The following is a 17780-nucleotide window of genomic DNA, read 5'->3' as shown; positions in this document are numbered from 1 at the left end:
GGGGGTTGTGTGTGGGTTTTTCCGCGTGTTGGGGGGGTTGGCCTTTCCATCGCTTGGGGGTTAAACCCCGCTCCCACAGGGTTCGCCGTTTGATTTGGATATTTGTATATAACCGGCACTGTTTAAATTACAACACGCCCACAACAAAACTTGCTGTTTCGTTCATCGCCACACACTGAATTACTTGGCAAAGCCCCAACTTCCGGCTTTTTGCCAGCTGGCACAGAAACTGCTCTTACCGATTACGACAGGCCTGACTATTCCCATAGAACGCCGAGGACCTACGATGACTTTCAAGGAATACGACGATGCGTGCGATTCACCTCCATCCACTGCGCCTGGCCATCCGCCAGGCCGCCCTGGCCACCCTGCTGGCCCCGGTCACGGTATTGGCCGCTGACCCGACCCTCGGCACGGTGACCGTGCAGGCCGCCAAGCAGACTGAAGTGCAACAGGCCGCCAGCGCCCTCGCCGAAGTGCCCGGCGGCACCAGCGTGGTCGACAGCGAAGAAGTCGCCAAAGGCCGTACCGCCACCCTGCAAGACACCCTGGCCTACCAGCCCGGCGTGTTCGTGCAGTCCACCGGCGGCAACGACGCGGCGAAGATCTCGATCCGTGGCTCCGGCGCCAACACCTCGCCCGGCTACTTCCGCGAAGGCATCAAGTTCCTCTTCGATGGCCTGCCGCTGACGGGCCCCGGCGGCACCCCGTATGAGTTCCTTAACGCCAGCGGCGTCAACTACACCGAGATCCTGCGTGGCGCCAACGCCTTCCAGTACGGCGCGCTGACCCTCGGCGGCGCGGTCAACTTCGTCAACCACAGCGGCTACAGCGCCCCCGGCCTGCGCGTGCGTGCCGAGGCCGGCAGCTACCACTATCAGAAGCAGAGCATCAGCTACGGCGGCGTCGAAGGCGACCTGGACTATTACCTGCAGGCCGACAACTACCGCAACGACGGTTACCGCGACTACAGCCTGTCGAAAAGCTCCGGCATCGTCGCCAACGCCGGCTACCGTTTCAACCCGAAGCTGGAAACCCGCCTGCTGCTGCGCTACCGCGACGAAACCCACAACGACCCCAGCGCCACCACCCTCGACAATGCCCTGCACCACCCGCGCCGGGCCAGCGCCACCGCCGAAAGCAGTGGCGCCGGTGCACGCCGCCCGGGCAGCATCTGGGTCGGCAGCAAGACCACCTATACCTTCGACGACGATGCGCGGCTGACCTTCGGCCTGTCGTACCACGACTACCGCCACACCAACAGCCCGCGCAGCCCGAGCAACCCCAGCTACTGGGACTGGCACGACCTCGGCCTGCTGCTGGGCTATGACCGCGTCGACTCCCTGTTCGGCCATGAGAGCCGCAGCAACATCGCCTTCACCTCGACCCAGCACCTGCGCGGTGGGGTGGATTCGGCCAACGGCAACAAGGTGTCGCTCAAGCAGGTCAACTACAAGGACTCGTTCGACCGGGTGATTGCCCTGGGCAACGACATCAACCTGGTCGACAAGCTGTGGCTCACCAGTGGCGTGTCGTTCATCAACGTGCGGCGCAAGGTCAACATCGACTATGCGGCAAGAGCCAACACCACCACCTTCCCGCAGCATGTCGACTACGACAACTGGAGCGTCGCCCCGCGTATCGGCCTGCGCTACGAGATCAACCCCGAGCTGCAGGTGTTCACCAACTTCAGCCGCAGCATCGACCCGCCTGCGTCATGGGAATATTCCGGCTCCGGCCCGACCCTGCCGTACATCCGCCCGCTGGTGGAGCAGAAGGCCAACACCTTCGAGGTCGGCATCAAGGGTTCGCACGGCATCTTCGACGGTAGCCTGGCGCTGTACCGCTCGTGGATCCACGACGAACTGCTGAACGTGCAGATCATCCCTGCCACCTCCACCGCAGCAGCGGTTACTGGCGCGTTCAACGCTTCACCGACCATCCACCAGGGTGTCGAAGCCGGGCTCAATACGCGCCTGTGGGACAACCCCCAGGGCGACCTGGTGCGCTGGCGCCAGTCGTACACCTACAACGATTTCTACTACCGGCATGACGACACCTTCGGCGACAACCAGCTGCCGGGCGTGCCCAAGCATATCTACCAGGGTGAGTTGCAATACCAGGACCACAGCGGCTGGTACACCGGGGTGAACGTGCAATCGGCGTCGCGTACGGCGGTGGACTATGCCAACAGCTTGTATGCGCCGTCGTACACGATCTGGGGGGCGAACCTGGGGTATGAGGCGCCGAAGGGCAACTGGAAGGTGTCGCTGGACCTGAAGAACCTGGCGAACAAAGCGTACGTGACGGCGGTGACGCCGGTGTACAACGCGCGCGGGCTGGATACCGCGTCGTTCTGGCCGGGGGATGGGATTGGGGCTTATGTCGGGGTCGAGGTTCGCTACTGATAGCTGATTTTTCCTGTGCCGGCCTATCGCGGATAAATCCGCGCCTACGCGGACCTGGTAGGAGCGGATTTACTCGCGAAAAGGCCGGTACAGGCTTACGCCGTCCGCGGCATCAGGTCATAGGGATGCTTCCACCCCGGCACCGCCTGAATCCGCTGCTTCCACGCCTCGATATGGCCAAACTCGGTCAGCACGATCCCGGTGTCCTCCGGCATGAACACATACCCCGCCAGCGACAGGTCGGCGATGGTCAGCCGCCCGCCAACCATGAACGGCGTGTCCGCCAGGTGCGCATCGACAATCCGGTACGCCGCCGTGGCCCGCTCGCGCAGGAAGCCGGTCACATCGGTCTCACCGGTCTTCTTCAGGCACAGCAGGAAACGCAGCGCCGCGTAGTAGCTGGTGAACTTGTGGTTGTCGAACAGCATCCAGCGCCAGATCTCACGCTTCTCAACGTCGTTACGCGGGCCGAACTGGCCGGTGCGCTCGGCGAGGTATTCGAGAATCAGCGCCGACTGGGTAAGCCGTTGCCCGGCGTGCTCCAGCACGGGCACTTCGCCCTGCTCGTTGACCTCGTCGCGCCATTGCGGGTCGCGGGTCTGGCCGTTGAAAAAGTCGACGAACACCGGCTGCCAGTCCTGGCCAGTGAGTTCGAGCATCAGCGCAGCCTTGTAGGCGTTGCCGGATTCGGCGAAACAATGCAGCTTGTAGTCGGGCATGGGCGGACCTTCAGTTTCCTTTGAATGATCGGTGTGGGCATTCACGGTAAACCCGCAAAGAGGCGCGCACAGATTACACAAAAATGTGCTTAGCTTTCCCGATCAAACCGCCAGGAAGGCCTGTAATGCCCTACCCCGATCTGCCCCGTACCTTGTCCACGCCCCGCACCTTGCTGGTCCGCCCCGCACTGGCGTTCGCCCAGCAACTGCAGCAGGCGCTGCTCGACAGCTACGCCCTGCACCAGCCGTTCCTGGCATGGGCCAAGCCCGACTGGACCTTGAAGGAAGTGCAGGAAACGCTGCAACTGAGCGCCGAGGAATTTCTCGACCCGGCCAAGGAAAAACGCTATTTCGTGCTTGCCGCAGACAGCGGTGATGTCATTGGCTGCATCGGTTTGCGGCCCGGCGATGATGAGTACGAAGTGGGTTATTGGGTGAACCAGGCCAGCAGCGGCCAGGGCCTGATGCGTGAGGCGCTGACCTGCCTGCTGGACGCCGTCGATGCCCCGGTGTGGCTGACCACCGACATCGACAACCTGGCCAGCCAGCGCCTGGCCGAACGTAGCGGGTTCGTCGCGGCCGGCAGTAAGCTCACCGAGATTGATCCCAGTATCCCGCGGCCACTTTACCGCCGTGCACCTGCCGGGCGCGTGTGAACCGGGACCTGACACTTCTGCTAGCTGTCCGCGCACTTTAAGCGCCGCTAAATCACCTCGACGAGTTGGAACTCAACGAGGACACGGCCCATGAAGATTGTTTCGACAATGCTGGGGCGGCGCAAAATCTTGCTGATCGCGCTGCCATTACTGGCAGCGCGGTTGCTGCCAATCGTCTACCGAACAGGACTTGCGGCCAGCGTCGAGACGTTCACGCCCATGAAAAATCACGCAGCCGTAGAGCAAGGTGACATAGATGCATGTTTGCGCGCGTCAGACGCTGACGACATGCTCACTCTCGGTCCGTGCCCTAGCGGCATGGCGCACCGGGGTCGGAGCGAGGCGCGCTAAATACTCGCGCGCCTGCGCAATTGGCTAAACGAACCATGACGCAACCCCCCATGCTCTCGCGAGTAAACATTCAACGGGCCACCCAGTTTGACATTCATATAATAAACGAACATTGCGACAGAATCGGCATTCTCCATCATCGCTTTAACTGTGTAGTCACGATTACCCACTCCGCCAAACTTTGCTTTGTCTAATGCTTCATGCTCAGGACCGTCCCATACGCGTGCATATTTATCGGGGACTTGCTGCCTTTTCCCTTCGCGCACAAGACTTACGATATCGTTCAAGTCAATCATATGGTAGTCTTTCCGATCCCCCGATTCATTTGCAGCCGGGAGATTGGTATACCACATATCTTTAGTCTTCATCGCAAGATGTGAAGCTTCATGAATGATCGTAAACATCAAATCACGCGAACTATCTTCCCGTCCCCCAGAAAACTGCGCACCGTTCAGAAAAATCCCTCTCACAGCACCGTTCCTGTCGGAAATAGCTAATCTGTTATCTTCGGAATCAAAATTTAGCACCTTCACATCGTCGACAGTGAGTGAATCAAGATATTGCGTCAAGCCATTAACTACCCGCTGGACTGTCTCCACATTCTGAAATGACAAGGAGGCCCCGTTGGCGGATAAGAAATATTGTGTCATGTACCCTGTACCTCGTACCCGCCCCCCGCTGTCCAAAATTTTAGCAACCACATCACGTGTAAACCTAACACCTTCTTTTGCAGCCTGTAATGCTCCTGATATGTTCCTCGCTAACGCTGGGTTCTTTACCTCCAATGCCTGTGAATTATAAGCGTATACCTCTAAGCCGCCTTGCCGCAGCATGCCGTCTTCCCTATGATCCAAACTTGTTTCACTGAGTGCTCGACGAGGATTTAAGCCCGTGCCGTCCCGAAGTGTAACTGGATTATTTCGCACCATCCGAAAGAGGTTCAGTCCGTCAATTAGCCCGCCTGGATCAGCACTCGACCAGCGCCCGAATTCCGGTTGGTAATAACGCCAACCGTAATAATAAAACCCCGTAGCATCCCGCTCCTTGCCCGAGTAGCGCAAGGTTCGCTGCAACAGGGTATTGACTTCCTCAATGTCTTCATCACTGCCGGTGGTTTCACCGTATGGCGAGTACTCCTGGCGTGCCACTAGCCTACCGAGTGCATCCGTTTCGCCGCTGCTGCTGCCGAGATGATCAATAAATCCATAACGCTGTTGAGGCTCAGCACCCAGTGGCGTTTGTATCCAGCGCACAGTGGCATCTTCGGTAATGACAACTTGTTGTTGCAATCGCCCTTCTCGCTGCCTGCGGCGCGTTTCACAACCACCCGCGTAAGTGATGACCGTCGTCTGCAAGCCATCCGCTACTTTCACAGTCGTGACCTTGCGCGTGCGAGTACCGCCATCAGCGTAGTAGTAACGCTCCAGATCATCGGCGTCGTCGGGGCGCCTAACCAAGCTGACCTGTCGTAATTGGTTGTCCGCGTACCAGGTCAAAGGTCTGCCATCAGCCAGCGCTTTCTGCAAACCACCGGCCAGAAACCCGGTATCCGGTGTAAGGTCATGTCCCTCGGGCAACGCACGGTTGCTCTGTTCCGACACCACCAGCTTGCGGCTGCGCGAGCCAGCGCCGCCGTTATGGCTGAGTTCAGTCAGGTTGTCGCCGTCATCGTAGCTGTAGTGCTCGGTGTAGCGGCCCCAGACATCACCGCCCTTGCGGTCCGAACCCGCAAAGCCCGGCGCCCAGGTGCCCGCTACCGGGGTGCGCTCGCGGCCGCTGGCAGACACCAGGCGATACAACGTGTCATAGGCATACGTGCGCAAGCCATCGGCTCGCGTGTTGCGGTGCCAGGCCGGTTCGGCACCCTGGTCATCCAGGGTAAGGATGTTACCCACCGGGTCGTAGCGGTAATGCAGGTCGCTGATCACCAGCGCACCCAATGCGTGATCACTCGGCCGGGCGGTGCGGTGACGCGTCAGGCGCTGGCTGCGGGCTGAATAAGCAAAGGTGTCGACCACTCCATTACCCGCCGTCTGCGCCAGCGGCACGCCGTCCGCCCGGCGTTGTATGGCGCTGAGCACCAGGATGTTGGCGGCGCCTTGCGCCATCCAGGCCTGCGCCACCGCGCCGCTGATGTCATAGGCCATTCGCCTGGTGACACTCGCCGCATTCACCTGCACCAACAGGGCGCCACCCGCATCGTACTGGTGGGTCATGAGCAGCGGCTGCTCCAGTTCATCCTCACTGCCGACTGCCCAGTCTGGCTGCTGCGCCTGCGGGTGCAACAGACGCCGTTGCGTCTCCAGCGCCTGAGCACCCAGCGACAGCGAGCGGACGTGCATCACCCCGGCATTGTCGAAATGCGTAGTGAGCTCGCCTGCCAGATTGCGCTCACGGTTCGCCAACACCGGCTCGCCATATTGCAGGCGCTCACGCTGGCGGCATGGGCCGCCGGCCGGTTGTTCCGAAACAGCAAGCAAGCGCCCGCCTTCATTCGGCGGTTCATGCGCGTGCAACCAGACCGTGCCCTGGGCATTGCAAGACCACAGGGATCGCCCGGCGCTGTCGGTGAGGGTCTGCGTGGCGTCGCCGTCAACGGTATGCCGCCTCAGCACCTGCCTGCCCAGGCCATGCAGGGTGGTAGCGTCGGCCAGCAGCGGCGCCTCGGCCGATGCCCTCAGAGGGCGAGCACCAAACTGCCGTAACGTACGCGCCAGGTGGTCGCACAGCATGCGTGTAGCCAGCCAGCGCGGCGGCAAGGCTGCGTCTTGGGTACGCAACAAGCGCAGGACACGCGCCTGATCGCCCGTGCTGGCAATGACGGCCACCTCCGGCGTGCCGTCATGCTGGACGGCCAACGGGGTACTGACCATGGGAGTCCTCCTGGCTTCAGTGCAACGTCCACCGGCCCCCTGGCCCGCGACATCTCGATCACCTCGGTGCCAGGTGTCGTTCTTACACGCCTGTTGTCGTGCACAGCGACACGGCGGCAGGAGAACACTAACTGGACTACTGCAAATCCGAAACTGGTAGAAATGTCAGGTGCGCTTGGCCAATAGGTATCGATCAACTGCCCGGGCCATGGGGCCGCTTTGCGGCCCTCACTTCTTGCGCTGCATCCACGCCGCGCCCAAGCCACTCAAGCAAATGATGGCGATACCCAGCAAGCTCGCGCTGTCGGGCACCTGGCCGTAGATCAGCAGCCCCAGCAACCCGGCAAACACGATCTGGCAGTAGCTGAACGGTGCCAGCAGCGCTGGCGCTGCATGACGGAAGGCCTGGGTCAGCAGCAAGTGCGCACTCATGCCGAAACCACCGAGGGCCAGCATCAGCAGGGCGTGATCCCAGCGCGGCACTTCCCAGAAGAACGGCACCAGCGCACTCATCACCAGGGTATTGCACAGCCCGGCGTAGAAGTTGCTGGTGGTCGGGCTGTCGTGGGCCGCCAGGATGCGCGTGAGCAGCTGATAGAAGCAGAAGCCCAGTGCCGATCCGAACGGATAGAGGATCGCCGGGGTGAACATCGCGCCTCCGGGGTGCACCACCACCAGCACACCGATGAAGCCCAGTACCACCGCCACCCACTGCCCTGGCGTCACCCGCTCCTTGAGCAAGGGCGCCGACAGCGCGGTGACCAGCACCGGGGCGAGGAAGTTGACCGAGGTCGCCTCGGCCAGCGGCAGGTACTGCAGGCCGGTGGTGAACAGCAGGCTGGTGCTCAGCAGGCTCAGCGCACGCAAGGTCTGCAGCACCGGGCGACGGGTGCGCAGCACATTGAGGCCGGCCTTGGGCAGGAAGATCCCGGCCATCAGCAACGTATGCACCACATAACGTGCCCACACCACCATGATGATCGGGTACAGGCCACCGAGGAATTTGGACAAGGCATCGTGGCTGGCGAACAGCAGCGTCGCCACCACCACCAGGGCGATGCCGCGCAGGGGTTGGTTGACTCCGGACAGCGGTGTGCTGGAACTCATGGCTTTCTCGACGGCGGCGCGGCTCAATGCTGCGCCAGGGGAAGCTGCGACAGCACGAATTCTAGAAGAGATACGACGACTTAAGGAAGTTCAATTCCAACCTTTGCATGGGACGTTTGCCATTCCGTTCGCTGATCGACCACTTTCCGCCCTGGCTGTGCCGAGCCAGGCGGCGTAGAAGTGGTTGCTGGACCAGGATCAGCAGGTGGTCAGCCCGGACTTTGCGCCAGACTGGAATAGCTGAGAAGCCGGGGGCTGCCTTGCAGCCCCTGCGTCCTCGCTCGATTACACCGACACCTGCTTCAAACGTTCACTGGCCGGGGCCGGCCGCCCGTACAGATAGCCCTGGAAGTGCGAGCAACCTTCCGCCCGCAGCCGCTGCATCTGCTCCTCCGACTCCACCCCTTCGGCCGTGGTCTTGATCATCAGGCTGTTGGACAACTCGGTGATGGCGCGAATGATCGACATCGCCTCGCGGCTGTCGCACATGTCATGCACGAACGACTTGTCGATCTTGATCCGGTCGAACGGGAACGAACGCAGGTACCCCAACGACGAATAGCCGGTACCAAAGTCATCCAGCGAGATCGACACCCCCAGGTCCTTCAGCGCCCGCAGGGTGCGTACGTTCTCTTCGCTGTTGCCCAGCAGCACCGACTCGGTGATTTCCAGCTCCAGGCGCTGCGGCGCCAGCCCGGAATCGGCCAGGGCCAGGGTCACGGTGTGGACCAGGTTGGCGTTCTTGAACTGTACCGGTGACAGGTTCACCGACACGGTCTGCTCGGTGCCCCAGCTGGCCGCCTCCTGGCACGCCAGGTTCAGCGCACGGGTGCCGAGCTCGTGGATCAGCCCGGTTTCCTCGGCGATGGGGATGAAATCCATGGGCATGACCATGCCACGGGTCGGGTGCTCCCAGCGCAACAGCGCTTCATAGCCGGTCACGCTGCTGGTCTGCTGATCCACCACCGGTTGGTAGTGCAGGTGCAACTGCCCCAGGTGCAAGGCGGTGCGCAGGTCGGTTTCCACCAGGCGGCGCTGGCGGGCGGCGACATCCAGCTCAAGGTGGAAGCACTCGTAGCGGTTGCGGCCGTTGCGCTTGGCCTCGTACAGGGCCATGTCGGCGTAACCGAGCAGTTGTTCGGCCTGGTCGTTGTCGTCGGGGGCGATGGCGATACCGATGCTGACCCCCACCGAGAACTGATGGCCGTCGATCTGGAATGGCGGGCAGATTGCCTCGATCAGGCGCCTGGCGGTGGTGCAGGCGGCTTCGCGGCTGTCCAGGTGGGTCAGCACCACGGCGAATTCATCGCCGCCCAGCCGGGCCAGCGTGTCGTGCTCGCGCAGTTCGCGGCGCAGGCGCTTGCCCAGGGCGCGCAGCAGCTTGTCGCCGAAGGCATGGCCGAGGGAGTCGTTGATGTTCTTGAAGTTGTCCAGGTCCAGGCACAGCGCGGCGGTGAGTTTTTCGCTGTCGTGGCCCCGCACCAGGGCCTGCTTGAGGCGCTCGTGAAACAAGGTGCGGTTGGGCAGCCCGGTGAGCGCATCGTGGTGCGCCATGTGGTGGATTTGCGCGTGGGCGGCCAGTTCTTCGGTGGCGTCTTCGGCCACGAACAGCACGTAGTCCGCCTGGCCCGCGCATTTCTGGCTGAGCAGCGCGCGGCTGCGCAGGGTGCGCGGGCCACAGGCGGTGTCGACCCGGGTTTCGGCGGCAAAGCCTTTGCTGCTGCGCGCGCCTCGGCTGAGCTGGGTTTCCAGGTAATCCGCCGCGGCCGGTGCCAGGCACTCTGCGGGCGTGTGACCGACCATTGGCAGGGAGCCCCCACCAAACAAGCGCTCGGCCTGCTGGTTGGCGAGCAGGATACGCTGGCTTGCCAGGTCCTGGACGATGACGCTGGCGGGGATGTTGGCGATCACCGAATCGAGGAACTGCGACAAGTTGGCCATTTCCTGGCTGTACTGCTCGGCCAGCTCCTTGGCCTGCAACAGCTCAAGCTCCTGCTGGCGGCGTTCGGAAATGTCGCGGGTGACCTTGGCGAAGCCGACCAACTGGCCATGGTCGTCACGTACCGCCTCGATCACCACATGGGCGTGAAAGGCCGTGCCGTCCTTGCGCAGGCGCGCACCGATCTCTTCAAAACGGCCGGTGCTGCGCGCCTGCTCCAGGTTCTGTTCGGGCAGGCCGGCGACGCGCTCGTCTTCGCTGTAGAACAGCGAGTAATGCTGGCCGACGATTTCCTCGGCGCGGTAGCCCTTGGCCCGCTGCGCGCCAGGGTTCCAGTTGGCGACAATACCGTCGGGGGTGAGCAGGTAGATGGCATAGTCCACCACGCTCTGGATCAACAGCCGGTACATGATGTCGGGGCTTGCGACTAGCGACATGAAAATTACCTGAACCTGCGACGTGTGCGAAAGGAACCCCTGGCCAGAGGGGCCGGGTCTTGAAAGGCAGTGCTGGCATTATGCCTTGCGAGTGGATTTTGTGAAGTGGGTCACAAAATTTTGCTGCATCGACAGGCCGTCAGTGGAAGACCGACGTCACCTGATAAGTCAGCAAGTCCGGCTCATCGGCGGGGAAGATCTGTTGCACTGGCCGTTGCAAGTCGGCCACCACCGCTTTGCAGAATGCCACTGCAATCGGGTCCAGGGCGTAGCAGCGCAGCAGCCAGTCACCGGGGCTGGCGAGGAACTGATTGGCCACGGCGCGGCCAATGCCCTGGCGCCGATAACGCTTGAGGATGAACAGGTCGGCCAGCTCCAGTGCCTCGATGCCGGGCAATTCGCTACGTTCGACCAGCACGAAACCGGCGATGAAACCATCCGCCAGCACCAGGCTGGCGCTCCAGCCTGGGGACTGCCAGTAGCGCTGCAGGTGCTCTTCGTGGATGTAGAAACGGCCGTCCACCTCGACATCTTCCTGCTCCCAGTCGGAGGACTCATAGGCATAGAACTGATAGAGGTTACGGATCAGCTCGGCCTGGTCGGAAGTGGTGGGCAGCAGTTCGATGGGCAGCATGGCTGGGATGGCTCGGGTAAAAGATCATTCTAAGGCTTTTGTGTTACCTGTCACCGCCGCCACTGCTTCGATCTCCACCAGCATTCCACCCAGCGCCAGGCGCGGCACCGGTATCAGCGTACAGGTCGGCTTCATGTGCCCTCTCCAGGCACGATCGGCCTCAGCCACCCATTGCGCCAAGCGTTCCTCACTGTGATCGACAATGAGCAATGTCAGCTTGAACACCTGGGCCAGCTCCGCCCCTTTCGAAGCCAGCGCCGTCTGCAGGTTGGCCAGCGCCTGGCGGGCCTGCCGTGCAAATTCGGGCGAAAGCTGCCCATCGGCATCCTCCCCGCCCTGCCCGGCGATAAACAGCAGGCGGCTGCCGGCAGCGACCTCGGCAACGTGGGAATAGGCATTGGCGCTGGGGTCGTACAGGCCTTGTGGATTGGACAGCTGAAATGCGCGAGTCATGGAACGCTCCTGCGTGTGGATGAGCGTCCGAGTCTGTTGGCTCGAGTTAGGTAGAGGTCAAGCTGCTGTAGGAACTTTCTTTATTGCTATGCGGAATCTCAACACCGCGTATGTAGGATTGCGCCGCGCAGTTCGCTAGATTGCAGCTCCCGGCACGGAGGCCAGCACTGCGGCGCAGCGCCGCTTCACTGAAGGAAAAGCCAATGAGCAAGCCCTACGCGTTCCAACTCGCCTACACCATCAGCCCTGTGAACAACGATCACGAAGGTGATGCCGCTGTGGCGCGCACTCACCTGCGTGAAGAGATGGGCTGGAAAACCTCCGGCAAAGTCGAAACGACGTTGCACGGTGAACTTGTCCTGTCCCCGGGTACGACTGACGAAAAACGCAAGGAAGCCAGCAAATCGATCCGTTCCCGCATCCGTGACGCATTCAAGACCCTTGAGGTAGACGATACGGTCAGTTTCGCCGGCAGCCTGATGGTCAGCGGCCTCGACCCGGCCATCAAGATCGGCATCACACCCGATTGAAGCCACCGGTATCAGGCGCCACGCGCCTGATACCGCTGCCGTCACTTCTCCTGCAGCACCGCCCTGCCCTTGACCGCCCGCGGCCCACGCCAGGCCCAGAACAGCAGCCCCGGGAACGGTGCGTAGACCACGAACACGATCCACAGCATCTTGCGCTCTGCGCGCCGTTCGCTGCCGATGATGTGCCAGATGGCGAAGATCTCCAGCAGAATGACCAAGGCCGCGACAATGATCCAGATCGTTCCGATTTCCATGTGCACTCTCCCGTTGGCATGTACTGGGTTGGGTTACAGCCAGCGGTGAGGGTTCACTCGGATTTGATACGTGCGCCCAGTGACCACCCGCGCGCCTCAAGTCACCGATTGCCGGGCAGCCTGGACGATCAGTGCAATCAGTTGTGCCACCTGCTCGCTCAACAGCACATTGGCGTGGTGCACCAGGCCGATGTCGCGGTGGAATGTATGTGCGCCAAGGTCATAGGCCCGCACGCTGGCGGGCCAGGCATCCCGGGTGACGGTCTGCGGCACCAGCGCCACGCCAACGCCCTTGCCAACCAGTTCGGTGATGGCCTCCAACTCGTCCAGTTCGCACACTTCGCGGGTGCTGAAATGAGCCTGGCGCAGGAAGCGATCGACCTGACGACCTCCGAACGAGGAGCGTTCATAGCGAATGAAGGGCTGCGTGGTGAGGATATCGCTCCATTCAGCCTGCTCCAGCCCAGCCGGCACGATCAGACGGTAAGGCTCGCGGGCCAGGGTGGTCCATTGCAAATCGCTCTGCAGCTCAAAGGGCGGCCGGATGATCACCGCGATATCGAGCTCTCTGGCATCGACCGCACTGAGCAATTCCAGTGACAGCCCGGGGATGATGCGTGTGCGGCACTCCGAACGGGCCGCGTGAAACTGCGCCAGCGCCTGGGGCAGCAGCGAGCGCTGTATGGATGCGATGGCACCAATGTCCACCTGCACGGTGGGCGCGGCCCCAGCAACATTGGAGCCCAGACTGCTGTAAAGCCTGAGCACTTCCTGCGCCTGAATCAGAATTTGCTGACCACGCCGGTTCAACTGGGCATTCCTGCCCTTGCGCTCGAAAATCTCGAACCCCAGTTCCTCCTCCAGCCGCTGCATCTGGGCGCTCACCGCTGCCTGGGTCAGGTTGACCTTCAACCCCGCCGCGGCAAAGGTGCCCTCGCGGGCCACCACGATCAGCGTCTTGAGTTCGCGAATCATCAACAAATTTCCTTTGTGTTTTTAAGAAAAATATATTGATTTTTTTATTGATTCGCCATCCCTACACTCGTCCGCAGAACAAAAAACAGACGCTTGCCAGCAAGCTCGGTTTTCAGGTTCCAGGCGAAGGCCCTGACGTTCGCCTCAATTAAATCGATCACAGGAGCACCTGATGAGCCTCTCTCCTTTCCACCTTGCCATTCCCGTTCACGATATTGCTGCCGCCCGAAAGTTCTATGGCGAAGTCTTCGACCTTGAAGAAGGCCGCTCGGCTGCGCAATGGGTCGATTTCAACTTCTATGGCCATCAATTGGTGATTCACGAACACCCGAAGATGGCCTATCAGGAACAGGCATTGAGCAACCCTGTGGACGGCCACAATGTGCCGGCTCCGCATTTCGGCGTCATCCTGCACTGGGACGAATGGGTGGCGTTGGCCAAGCGCCTGACCGCGTTGGGTACCCAGTTCGTGATCGAACCGTACATCCGTTTCAAGGGCCAGGTAGGCGAACAGGCCACCATGTTCCTGTTCGACCCCTGCGGTAATGCACTTGAATTCAAGGCGTTCAAGGATATGGGGCAGATTTTCGCCAAATAAGCCTGATTGCTCAGCGTGCCCTTGGCGTGGGCGCTCGCGCTCACGCATCTAGCTACTGCCAACTGCGCAGCACACCTTCTATAAAAAAGGCTAGAGCCATGAAAAAAATCCCGCTCGTCTGGCAGATCGTTGCCGGTCTGTTTCTCGGTATCCTCGTCGGCTGGTACCTGAACAGTCACCCTGCCTATCAACAATGGGCAAGTACAGAAATCCTCAAGCCCCTGGGTGACATCTTCATCAAGATGATGAAGATGATTGTCGTGCCGATCGTCTTCTGTTGCATGGTGCTTGGCATTGCCGGCGGCGGCGACAACAAGTCGTTCGGCCGCATGGGCGCCAAGTCGCTCGGTTATTTCTTTGCCATCACCACCTTGGCGATCGTTGTCGGGCTGGTGCTTGGCAATCTCCTGCAACCTGGATCAGGCACCGTCATCGCAGGGATGGCGCACGGTGATGCCGTGATGAAGACGGAGCCCGCCAAAAGCGCCCTGCTGATCGTGCAGAACATCGTGCCAGACAACCTGTTCCAGGCACTTTCCGAAGGCAAGCTACTGTCGATCCTGTTCTTTGCCGTCCTGTTCGGCATGGCCTTGAACGCGTTGCCGCGGGAAAAGAGTGCAGCGGTAATCGCCACCCTGCAGGGCACCGCCGACGCCATGTTCAAACTGGTCAACTATGTGATGGCCTACGCACCGGTTGGCGTGTTCGGCATGATCGGCGCCACCGTCGCCACCTTCGGCTTCGCCTCGCTGCTGCCGCTGCTCAAGCTGATTGGCGTGGTGTACCTAGCACTGCTGCTGTTTGCAACGATCGTGCTGGGTGGTATCTGCTACCTGATAGGCGAAAACTTGCTCAAGCTGGTGCGTTACTTCCAGGACGAACTGATCCTGGCCTGCTCCAGCGCCGCGTCGGCCGCCGTCATGCCCCAGTTGATGGAGAAGCTTGAACGGTATGGAGTGCCCCGGCGCATCGTCAGCTTCGTGGTGCCGGTCGGCTACGCCTTCAACCTCGATGGTGCGTCGATCTTCCTGGGCGTGGCGACGATTTTCATCGCCCAGTTGTATGGCATCGACCTGACGCTATCCCAGCAGATCCTGCTGGTGGTGACGATGGTGCTCACCTCCAAGGGCGCTGCGGGCGTGCCGGGCTTTGCCATCATCATCCTCTCGGCGACACTGGCATCGGCCGGGCTGCCACTGGAAGCGGTGGCACTGGTGGCCGGTATCTTCCGGGTCATCGAAAGCGGCACCACTACGCTGAATGTGCTCGGCAATGCGATCGCGCCGTTGGTGATTGCCCGCTGGGAGGGCGTGGCGTTGAAAGGTGAAGACGGCTTGCTGGCGGTGCGTGACTGAACGGCCAGAGCCCTTGGCGCATCATCAGTGCGCCGGCACCCCGTCCAGGGCCGCCTTGAGCGCCACGGCATCGGCAAAGGCCTGCTCGCTCACCAGCACCCCATCCTTCAAGCGCAGCCATGAAACCTGCCCTGCCTGCCCCGGATAGCGACTGGCAATACGGCCTTCGCGGTCGAGCAACACCCGGTAGCTGTAATCGCGCATCGCCGGTATGGCGAACAGCTTGCTGATCAGCGCCGGCATCCGCTGGATATCGGCGACGAACACCGCATCGCGCGCCTCCAGGTAGCCCTTGGGCGCGTCGGCCAGGGCGGCCTTGACCAGCTTGGCGCCCTCCATGTCGCGGGCCACCAGTAGTATGTGCGTGCCGGCGTTCAGGCTGTAAGGCTGGTCGTACTGGTCAAGCAGCGTCCAGGGCGCCAACCGCTCGCCTGCCTCCAGAGCATGGGCCAGCAACGGCAGCAGACCGAACAGTAATGCGATGGCGTATTTCATCGAGGTTCTCCAGAACAGAGGCGCCAGCATAGCCCACTTGCCTCAACACGACCTGCAATACGACACGCGCCCCCCGGAGATTGTCTTTCCCGCACGCTGCCGCCACACTCTGCTGGCCAGCCAGGAAGCGGAGTCCAGAGTGCCCATCCCACGCCAGTTCAGCAAGAAGACCAGCACCAGCAACATGCTGCGGCTCAAGGCCAACGCCGGTAGCCCCGAGGCACCTTACCGCGTCGACTTCATCCTGCTCGAGCACTTCTCGATGGCCAGCTTCACCGTGGCCATGGACGTGCTGGTCACCGCCAACCTGTTGCGCGCCGACAGCTTCCGTTTCACCCCGCTGTCACCCAAGGGTGACCGGGTGCTCAGCGACCTGGGCCTGGAACTGGTCGCCAGCGAACTGTCCGCCGAGGAGCTCAAGTCGCTCGACTTGCTGATCGTCTGCGGCGGCCTGCGTACACCGCTGAAATACCCCGAGCTCGACCGCCTGCTGGCCGACTGCGCCGCCCACGGCATGGCCCTGGGCGGGCTGTGGAACGGCGCCTGGTTCCTCGGCCGGGCCGGCGTGCTCGACGACTACGGCTGCAGCATCCACCCCGAGCAGCGCGCCAGCCTGTCCGAGCGCAGCCCGCAAACCCGCATCACCCCGGCCAGCTTCACCCTCGACCGCGACCGCCTCAGCGCCGCCAGCCCCAACGGTGCCATGGAGCTGATGCTGGGCCTGGTGCGCCGCCTGTACGGCGACGGCCTGGCCGAAGGCGTGGAAGAAATCCTGTCGTTCTCCGGTGCCCGCTACCGCCAGGTCGGCCCCGGCGCGAAAAAGTCCATGAGCCTGCACCTGCGCACCATTGTCGAGCTGATGGAAAACAACCTCGAAGAAACCCTGAGCCTCGACCAGCTGGCCGCCTACAGCGGCCGCTCGCGTCGGCAGATCGACCGCCTGTTCCAGGCCCAGCTCGGCACTTCGCCGCGGCGCTACTACATGGAACTGCGCATCACCAAGAGCCGCCGCCTGCTGCAGTACTCCGACCTGTCGGTGATGGAGGTGGCAGTGGCGTGCGGCTTCGTCTCGGTCTCGCACTTCAGCAAATGCTACGCCGCCTACTTCGGCTACCCGCCGTCACGCGAGCAACGGCTGGGCGAGTAAGCGGGTTCAGGCGCGGATGTAGCTGAGCACCACGTCGCAGATCATCTGCCGGTGGCGCAGCTTGACCTGCTCGTCGGCCAGGTCGATCTGGAAGATGTCGCCGAAGGTGTGGCGGTTGGACACCCGGTAGAAGCAGAACGAACTCATCAGCATGTGCAGGTCGATGACCTCGATGCCGGGGCGGAACACGCCCTCTTTCACGCCACGCGCCAGGGTGCTGCCCAATGCTTGCAGCACCAGGCTGCTCATCTCGCGGATGGCCGGGGACTTCTTGACGTACTCGCCGTAATGGATGTTCTCGGTACAGACCATGCGCACGAAATCGACGTTGCGGTCGTGGTGGTCGAAGGTGAACTCGGAAAGCCGGCGAATCGCCTGCTCGGCCGGTAGCGATTCCAGGTCCAGGCTCTGTTCGGTCTTGCGGATGTCGCCGTAGAGCTTGACCAGGCACTCGACGTACAGCTGCTCCTTGCTGCCGAAGTAGTAGTAGATCATGCGCTTGGAGGTGGCCGTGCGCTCGGCGATGGCGTCCACGCGCGCGCCAGCCAGGCCTTGCTGGACGAACTCGTTGATGGCGGCCTGGAGGATGTCCTCGCGGGTTTTCTCGGGGTTGTTCTTGCGCGGTTGGCGCGTAGCCGAGGGTTCAGGCGGGCTGAGGGGGGCTACGGGGTTGCTCATGGCGGCTCACGGGGTGTCTTTTTGGGATTTGAGGGGATTATCCGTGACGGGTTCGCCCTGCGGCAAGCCTTCCCGGGCCCGATGAACGGGTCTTGGGACTCAGGTTATGGCCGCTAGGCTCTGTACGAAAAGCCTTGATACTTGTTCATGCTGCGTTGAAAACAGCCTCGG

Annotated in this window: 16 protein-coding genes; 6 read left to right on the top strand and 10 right to left on the bottom strand. The window is 61.8% G+C overall.

Annotated features, from left to right (window positions below; all coding sequences use genetic code 11):
- Positions 1 to 308 precede the first annotated feature (308 nt).
- Positions 309 to 2408 carry a TonB-dependent receptor gene (locus ABE528_RS25880; protein ID WP_346654467.1) on the top strand — a complete coding sequence of 700 codons (2100 nt, stop codon included), beginning with the start codon at positions 309 to 311 and terminating at the stop codon, positions 2406 to 2408.
- A 95-nt stretch (positions 2409 to 2503) separates the two neighbouring features.
- On the opposite strand, the gene ABE528_RS25875 is transcribed toward ABE528_RS25880, so the two are convergent.
- Positions 2504 to 3127, bottom strand: a complete 624-nt coding sequence (locus tag ABE528_RS25875; RefSeq protein WP_346654466.1) for a glutathione S-transferase — start codon at positions 3125 to 3127, stop codon at positions 2504 to 2506.
- A 125-nt stretch (positions 3128 to 3252) separates the two neighbouring features.
- Between ABE528_RS25875 and ABE528_RS25870 the strand changes: the two genes are divergently transcribed.
- Positions 3253 to 3783, top strand: a complete 531-nt coding sequence (locus ABE528_RS25870) for a GNAT family protein (RefSeq protein ID WP_346654465.1) — start codon at positions 3253 to 3255, stop codon at positions 3781 to 3783.
- Between the two features lie 347 nt (positions 3784 to 4130).
- Here the strand turns inward: ABE528_RS25870 and ABE528_RS25865 are convergent, their stop codons facing one another.
- The 5 genes from ABE528_RS25865 to ABE528_RS25845 all read right to left on the bottom strand — a co-directional run bounded on the left by ABE528_RS25865 (position 4131) and on the right by ABE528_RS25845 (position 11577).
- Positions 4131 to 7007: an RHS repeat-associated core domain-containing protein gene (locus ABE528_RS25865; RefSeq protein WP_346654464.1), complete on the bottom strand. Its 2877-nt coding sequence runs from the start codon at positions 7005 to 7007 to the stop codon at positions 4131 to 4133.
- A 228-nt stretch (positions 7008 to 7235) separates the two neighbouring features.
- The gene (locus ABE528_RS25860) at positions 7236 to 8114 is read right to left on the bottom strand and encodes a DMT family transporter (protein ID WP_152958775.1); all 879 of its coding nucleotides are present in this window, start codon (positions 8112 to 8114) and stop codon (positions 7236 to 7238) included.
- Between the two features lie 285 nt (positions 8115 to 8399).
- Positions 8400 to 10490 (bottom strand): EAL domain-containing protein, encoded by a 2091-nt coding sequence (locus ABE528_RS25855; protein ID WP_346654463.1) that lies wholly within the window; start codon positions 10488 to 10490, stop codon positions 8400 to 8402.
- Positions 10491 to 10629: 139 nt separating this feature from the next.
- Positions 10630 to 11124, bottom strand: a complete 495-nt coding sequence (locus tag ABE528_RS25850; RefSeq protein ID WP_346654462.1) for a GNAT family N-acetyltransferase — start codon at positions 11122 to 11124, stop codon at positions 10630 to 10632.
- Between the two features lie 24 nt (positions 11125 to 11148).
- Complete coding sequence (locus ABE528_RS25845; RefSeq protein ID WP_346654461.1) at positions 11149 to 11577, bottom strand: RidA family protein; 429 nt, start codon at positions 11575 to 11577, stop codon at positions 11149 to 11151.
- A gap of 203 nt (positions 11578 to 11780) precedes the next feature.
- Between ABE528_RS25845 and ABE528_RS25840 the strand changes: the two genes are divergently transcribed.
- Positions 11781 to 12107 (top strand): hypothetical protein, encoded by a 327-nt coding sequence (locus tag ABE528_RS25840; protein ID WP_346654460.1) that lies wholly within the window; start codon positions 11781 to 11783, stop codon positions 12105 to 12107.
- Positions 12108 to 12148: 41 nt separating this feature from the next.
- Here ABE528_RS25840 and ABE528_RS25835 read toward each other — a convergent pair whose 3' ends face one another.
- Positions 12149 to 12361, bottom strand: coding sequence for a PLDc N-terminal domain-containing protein (locus tag ABE528_RS25835; protein WP_012314118.1), 213 nt, complete (start codon positions 12359 to 12361; stop codon positions 12149 to 12151).
- 96 nt (positions 12362 to 12457) lie between these two features.
- A complete protein-coding gene (locus ABE528_RS25830; protein ID WP_152958770.1) occupies positions 12458 to 13336 on the bottom strand; it encodes a LysR substrate-binding domain-containing protein in 879 nt (292 codons plus the stop codon).
- 172 nt (positions 13337 to 13508) lie between these two features.
- Between ABE528_RS25830 and ABE528_RS25825 the strand changes: the two genes are divergently transcribed.
- Both ABE528_RS25825 and ABE528_RS25820 read left to right on the top strand, forming a co-directional pair.
- Positions 13509 to 13934, top strand: a complete 426-nt coding sequence (locus ABE528_RS25825) for a VOC family protein (RefSeq protein WP_346654459.1) — start codon at positions 13509 to 13511, stop codon at positions 13932 to 13934.
- A 98-nt stretch (positions 13935 to 14032) separates the two neighbouring features.
- Entirely contained in the window at positions 14033 to 15289 is a 1257-nt protein-coding gene (locus ABE528_RS25820; RefSeq protein ID WP_346654458.1) for a cation:dicarboxylase symporter family transporter, read from the top strand.
- Between the two features lie 24 nt (positions 15290 to 15313).
- Here the strand turns inward: ABE528_RS25820 and ABE528_RS25815 are convergent, their stop codons facing one another.
- Positions 15314 to 15784 carry an FAD/FMN-containing dehydrogenase gene (locus tag ABE528_RS25815; protein WP_346654457.1) on the bottom strand — a complete coding sequence of 157 codons (471 nt, stop codon included), beginning with the start codon at positions 15782 to 15784 and terminating at the stop codon, positions 15314 to 15316.
- Between the two features lie 139 nt (positions 15785 to 15923).
- Here ABE528_RS25815 and ABE528_RS25810 point away from each other — a divergent pair, with 139 nt between their 5' ends.
- Positions 15924 to 16931 carry a GlxA family transcriptional regulator gene (locus tag ABE528_RS25810; RefSeq protein ID WP_346654456.1) on the top strand — a complete coding sequence of 336 codons (1008 nt, stop codon included), beginning with the start codon at positions 15924 to 15926 and terminating at the stop codon, positions 16929 to 16931.
- Positions 16932 to 16937: 6 nt separating this feature from the next.
- Here ABE528_RS25810 and ABE528_RS25805 read toward each other — a convergent pair whose 3' ends face one another.
- Positions 16938 to 17609, bottom strand: a complete 672-nt coding sequence (locus ABE528_RS25805) for a TetR/AcrR family transcriptional regulator (RefSeq protein ID WP_346654455.1) — start codon at positions 17607 to 17609, stop codon at positions 16938 to 16940.
- Positions 17610 to 17780 lie beyond the last annotated feature (171 nt).

It is taken from the genome of Pseudomonas sp. TWI628 (genome assembly GCF_039673865.1).
Lineage (GTDB): Bacteria > Pseudomonadota > Gammaproteobacteria > Pseudomonadales > Pseudomonadaceae > Aquipseudomonas.
The sequence above is the reverse complement of the archived record's forward strand: the minus strand, read 5'-3'. Positions and strand labels throughout refer to the sequence as shown.

Coding starts and splice junctions, on each gene's coding strand:
- ABE528_RS25840 (WP_346654460.1), top strand. CDS start 11,781: ATGAGCAAGCCCTACGCGTTCCAACTCGCCTACACCATCAGCCCTGTG.
- ABE528_RS25825 (WP_346654459.1), top strand. CDS start 13,509: ATGAGCCTCTCTCCTTTCCACCTTGCCATTCCCGTTCACGATATTGCT.
- ABE528_RS25865 (WP_346654464.1), bottom strand. CDS start 7,007: ATGGTCAGTACCCCGTTGGCCGTCCAGCATGACGGCACGCCGGAGGTG.
- ABE528_RS25835 (WP_012314118.1), bottom strand. CDS start 12,361: ATGGAAATCGGAACGATCTGGATCATTGTCGCGGCCTTGGTCATTCTG.
- ABE528_RS25880 (WP_346654467.1), top strand. CDS start 309: ATGCGTGCGATTCACCTCCATCCACTGCGCCTGGCCATCCGCCAGGCC.
- ABE528_RS25870 (WP_346654465.1), top strand. CDS start 3,253: ATGCCCTACCCCGATCTGCCCCGTACCTTGTCCACGCCCCGCACCTTG.
- ABE528_RS25875 (WP_346654466.1), bottom strand. CDS start 3,127: ATGCCCGACTACAAGCTGCATTGTTTCGCCGAATCCGGCAACGCCTAC.
- ABE528_RS25830 (WP_152958770.1), bottom strand. CDS start 13,336: ATGATTCGCGAACTCAAGACGCTGATCGTGGTGGCCCGCGAGGGCACC.
- ABE528_RS25815 (WP_346654457.1), bottom strand. CDS start 15,784: ATGAAATACGCCATCGCATTACTGTTCGGTCTGCTGCCGTTGCTGGCC.
- ABE528_RS25850 (WP_346654462.1), bottom strand. CDS start 11,124: ATGCTGCCCATCGAACTGCTGCCCACCACTTCCGACCAGGCCGAGCTG.
- ABE528_RS25860 (WP_152958775.1), bottom strand. CDS start 8,114: ATGAGTTCCAGCACACCGCTGTCCGGAGTCAACCAACCCCTGCGCGGC.
- ABE528_RS25805 (WP_346654455.1), bottom strand. CDS start 17,609: ATGAGCAACCCCGTAGCCCCCCTCAGCCCGCCTGAACCCTCGGCTACG.
- ABE528_RS25855 (WP_346654463.1), bottom strand. CDS start 10,490: ATGTCGCTAGTCGCAAGCCCCGACATCATGTACCGGCTGTTGATCCAG.
- ABE528_RS25820 (WP_346654458.1), top strand. CDS start 14,033: ATGAAAAAAATCCCGCTCGTCTGGCAGATCGTTGCCGGTCTGTTTCTC.
- ABE528_RS25845 (WP_346654461.1), bottom strand. CDS start 11,577: ATGACTCGCGCATTTCAGCTGTCCAATCCACAAGGCCTGTACGACCCC.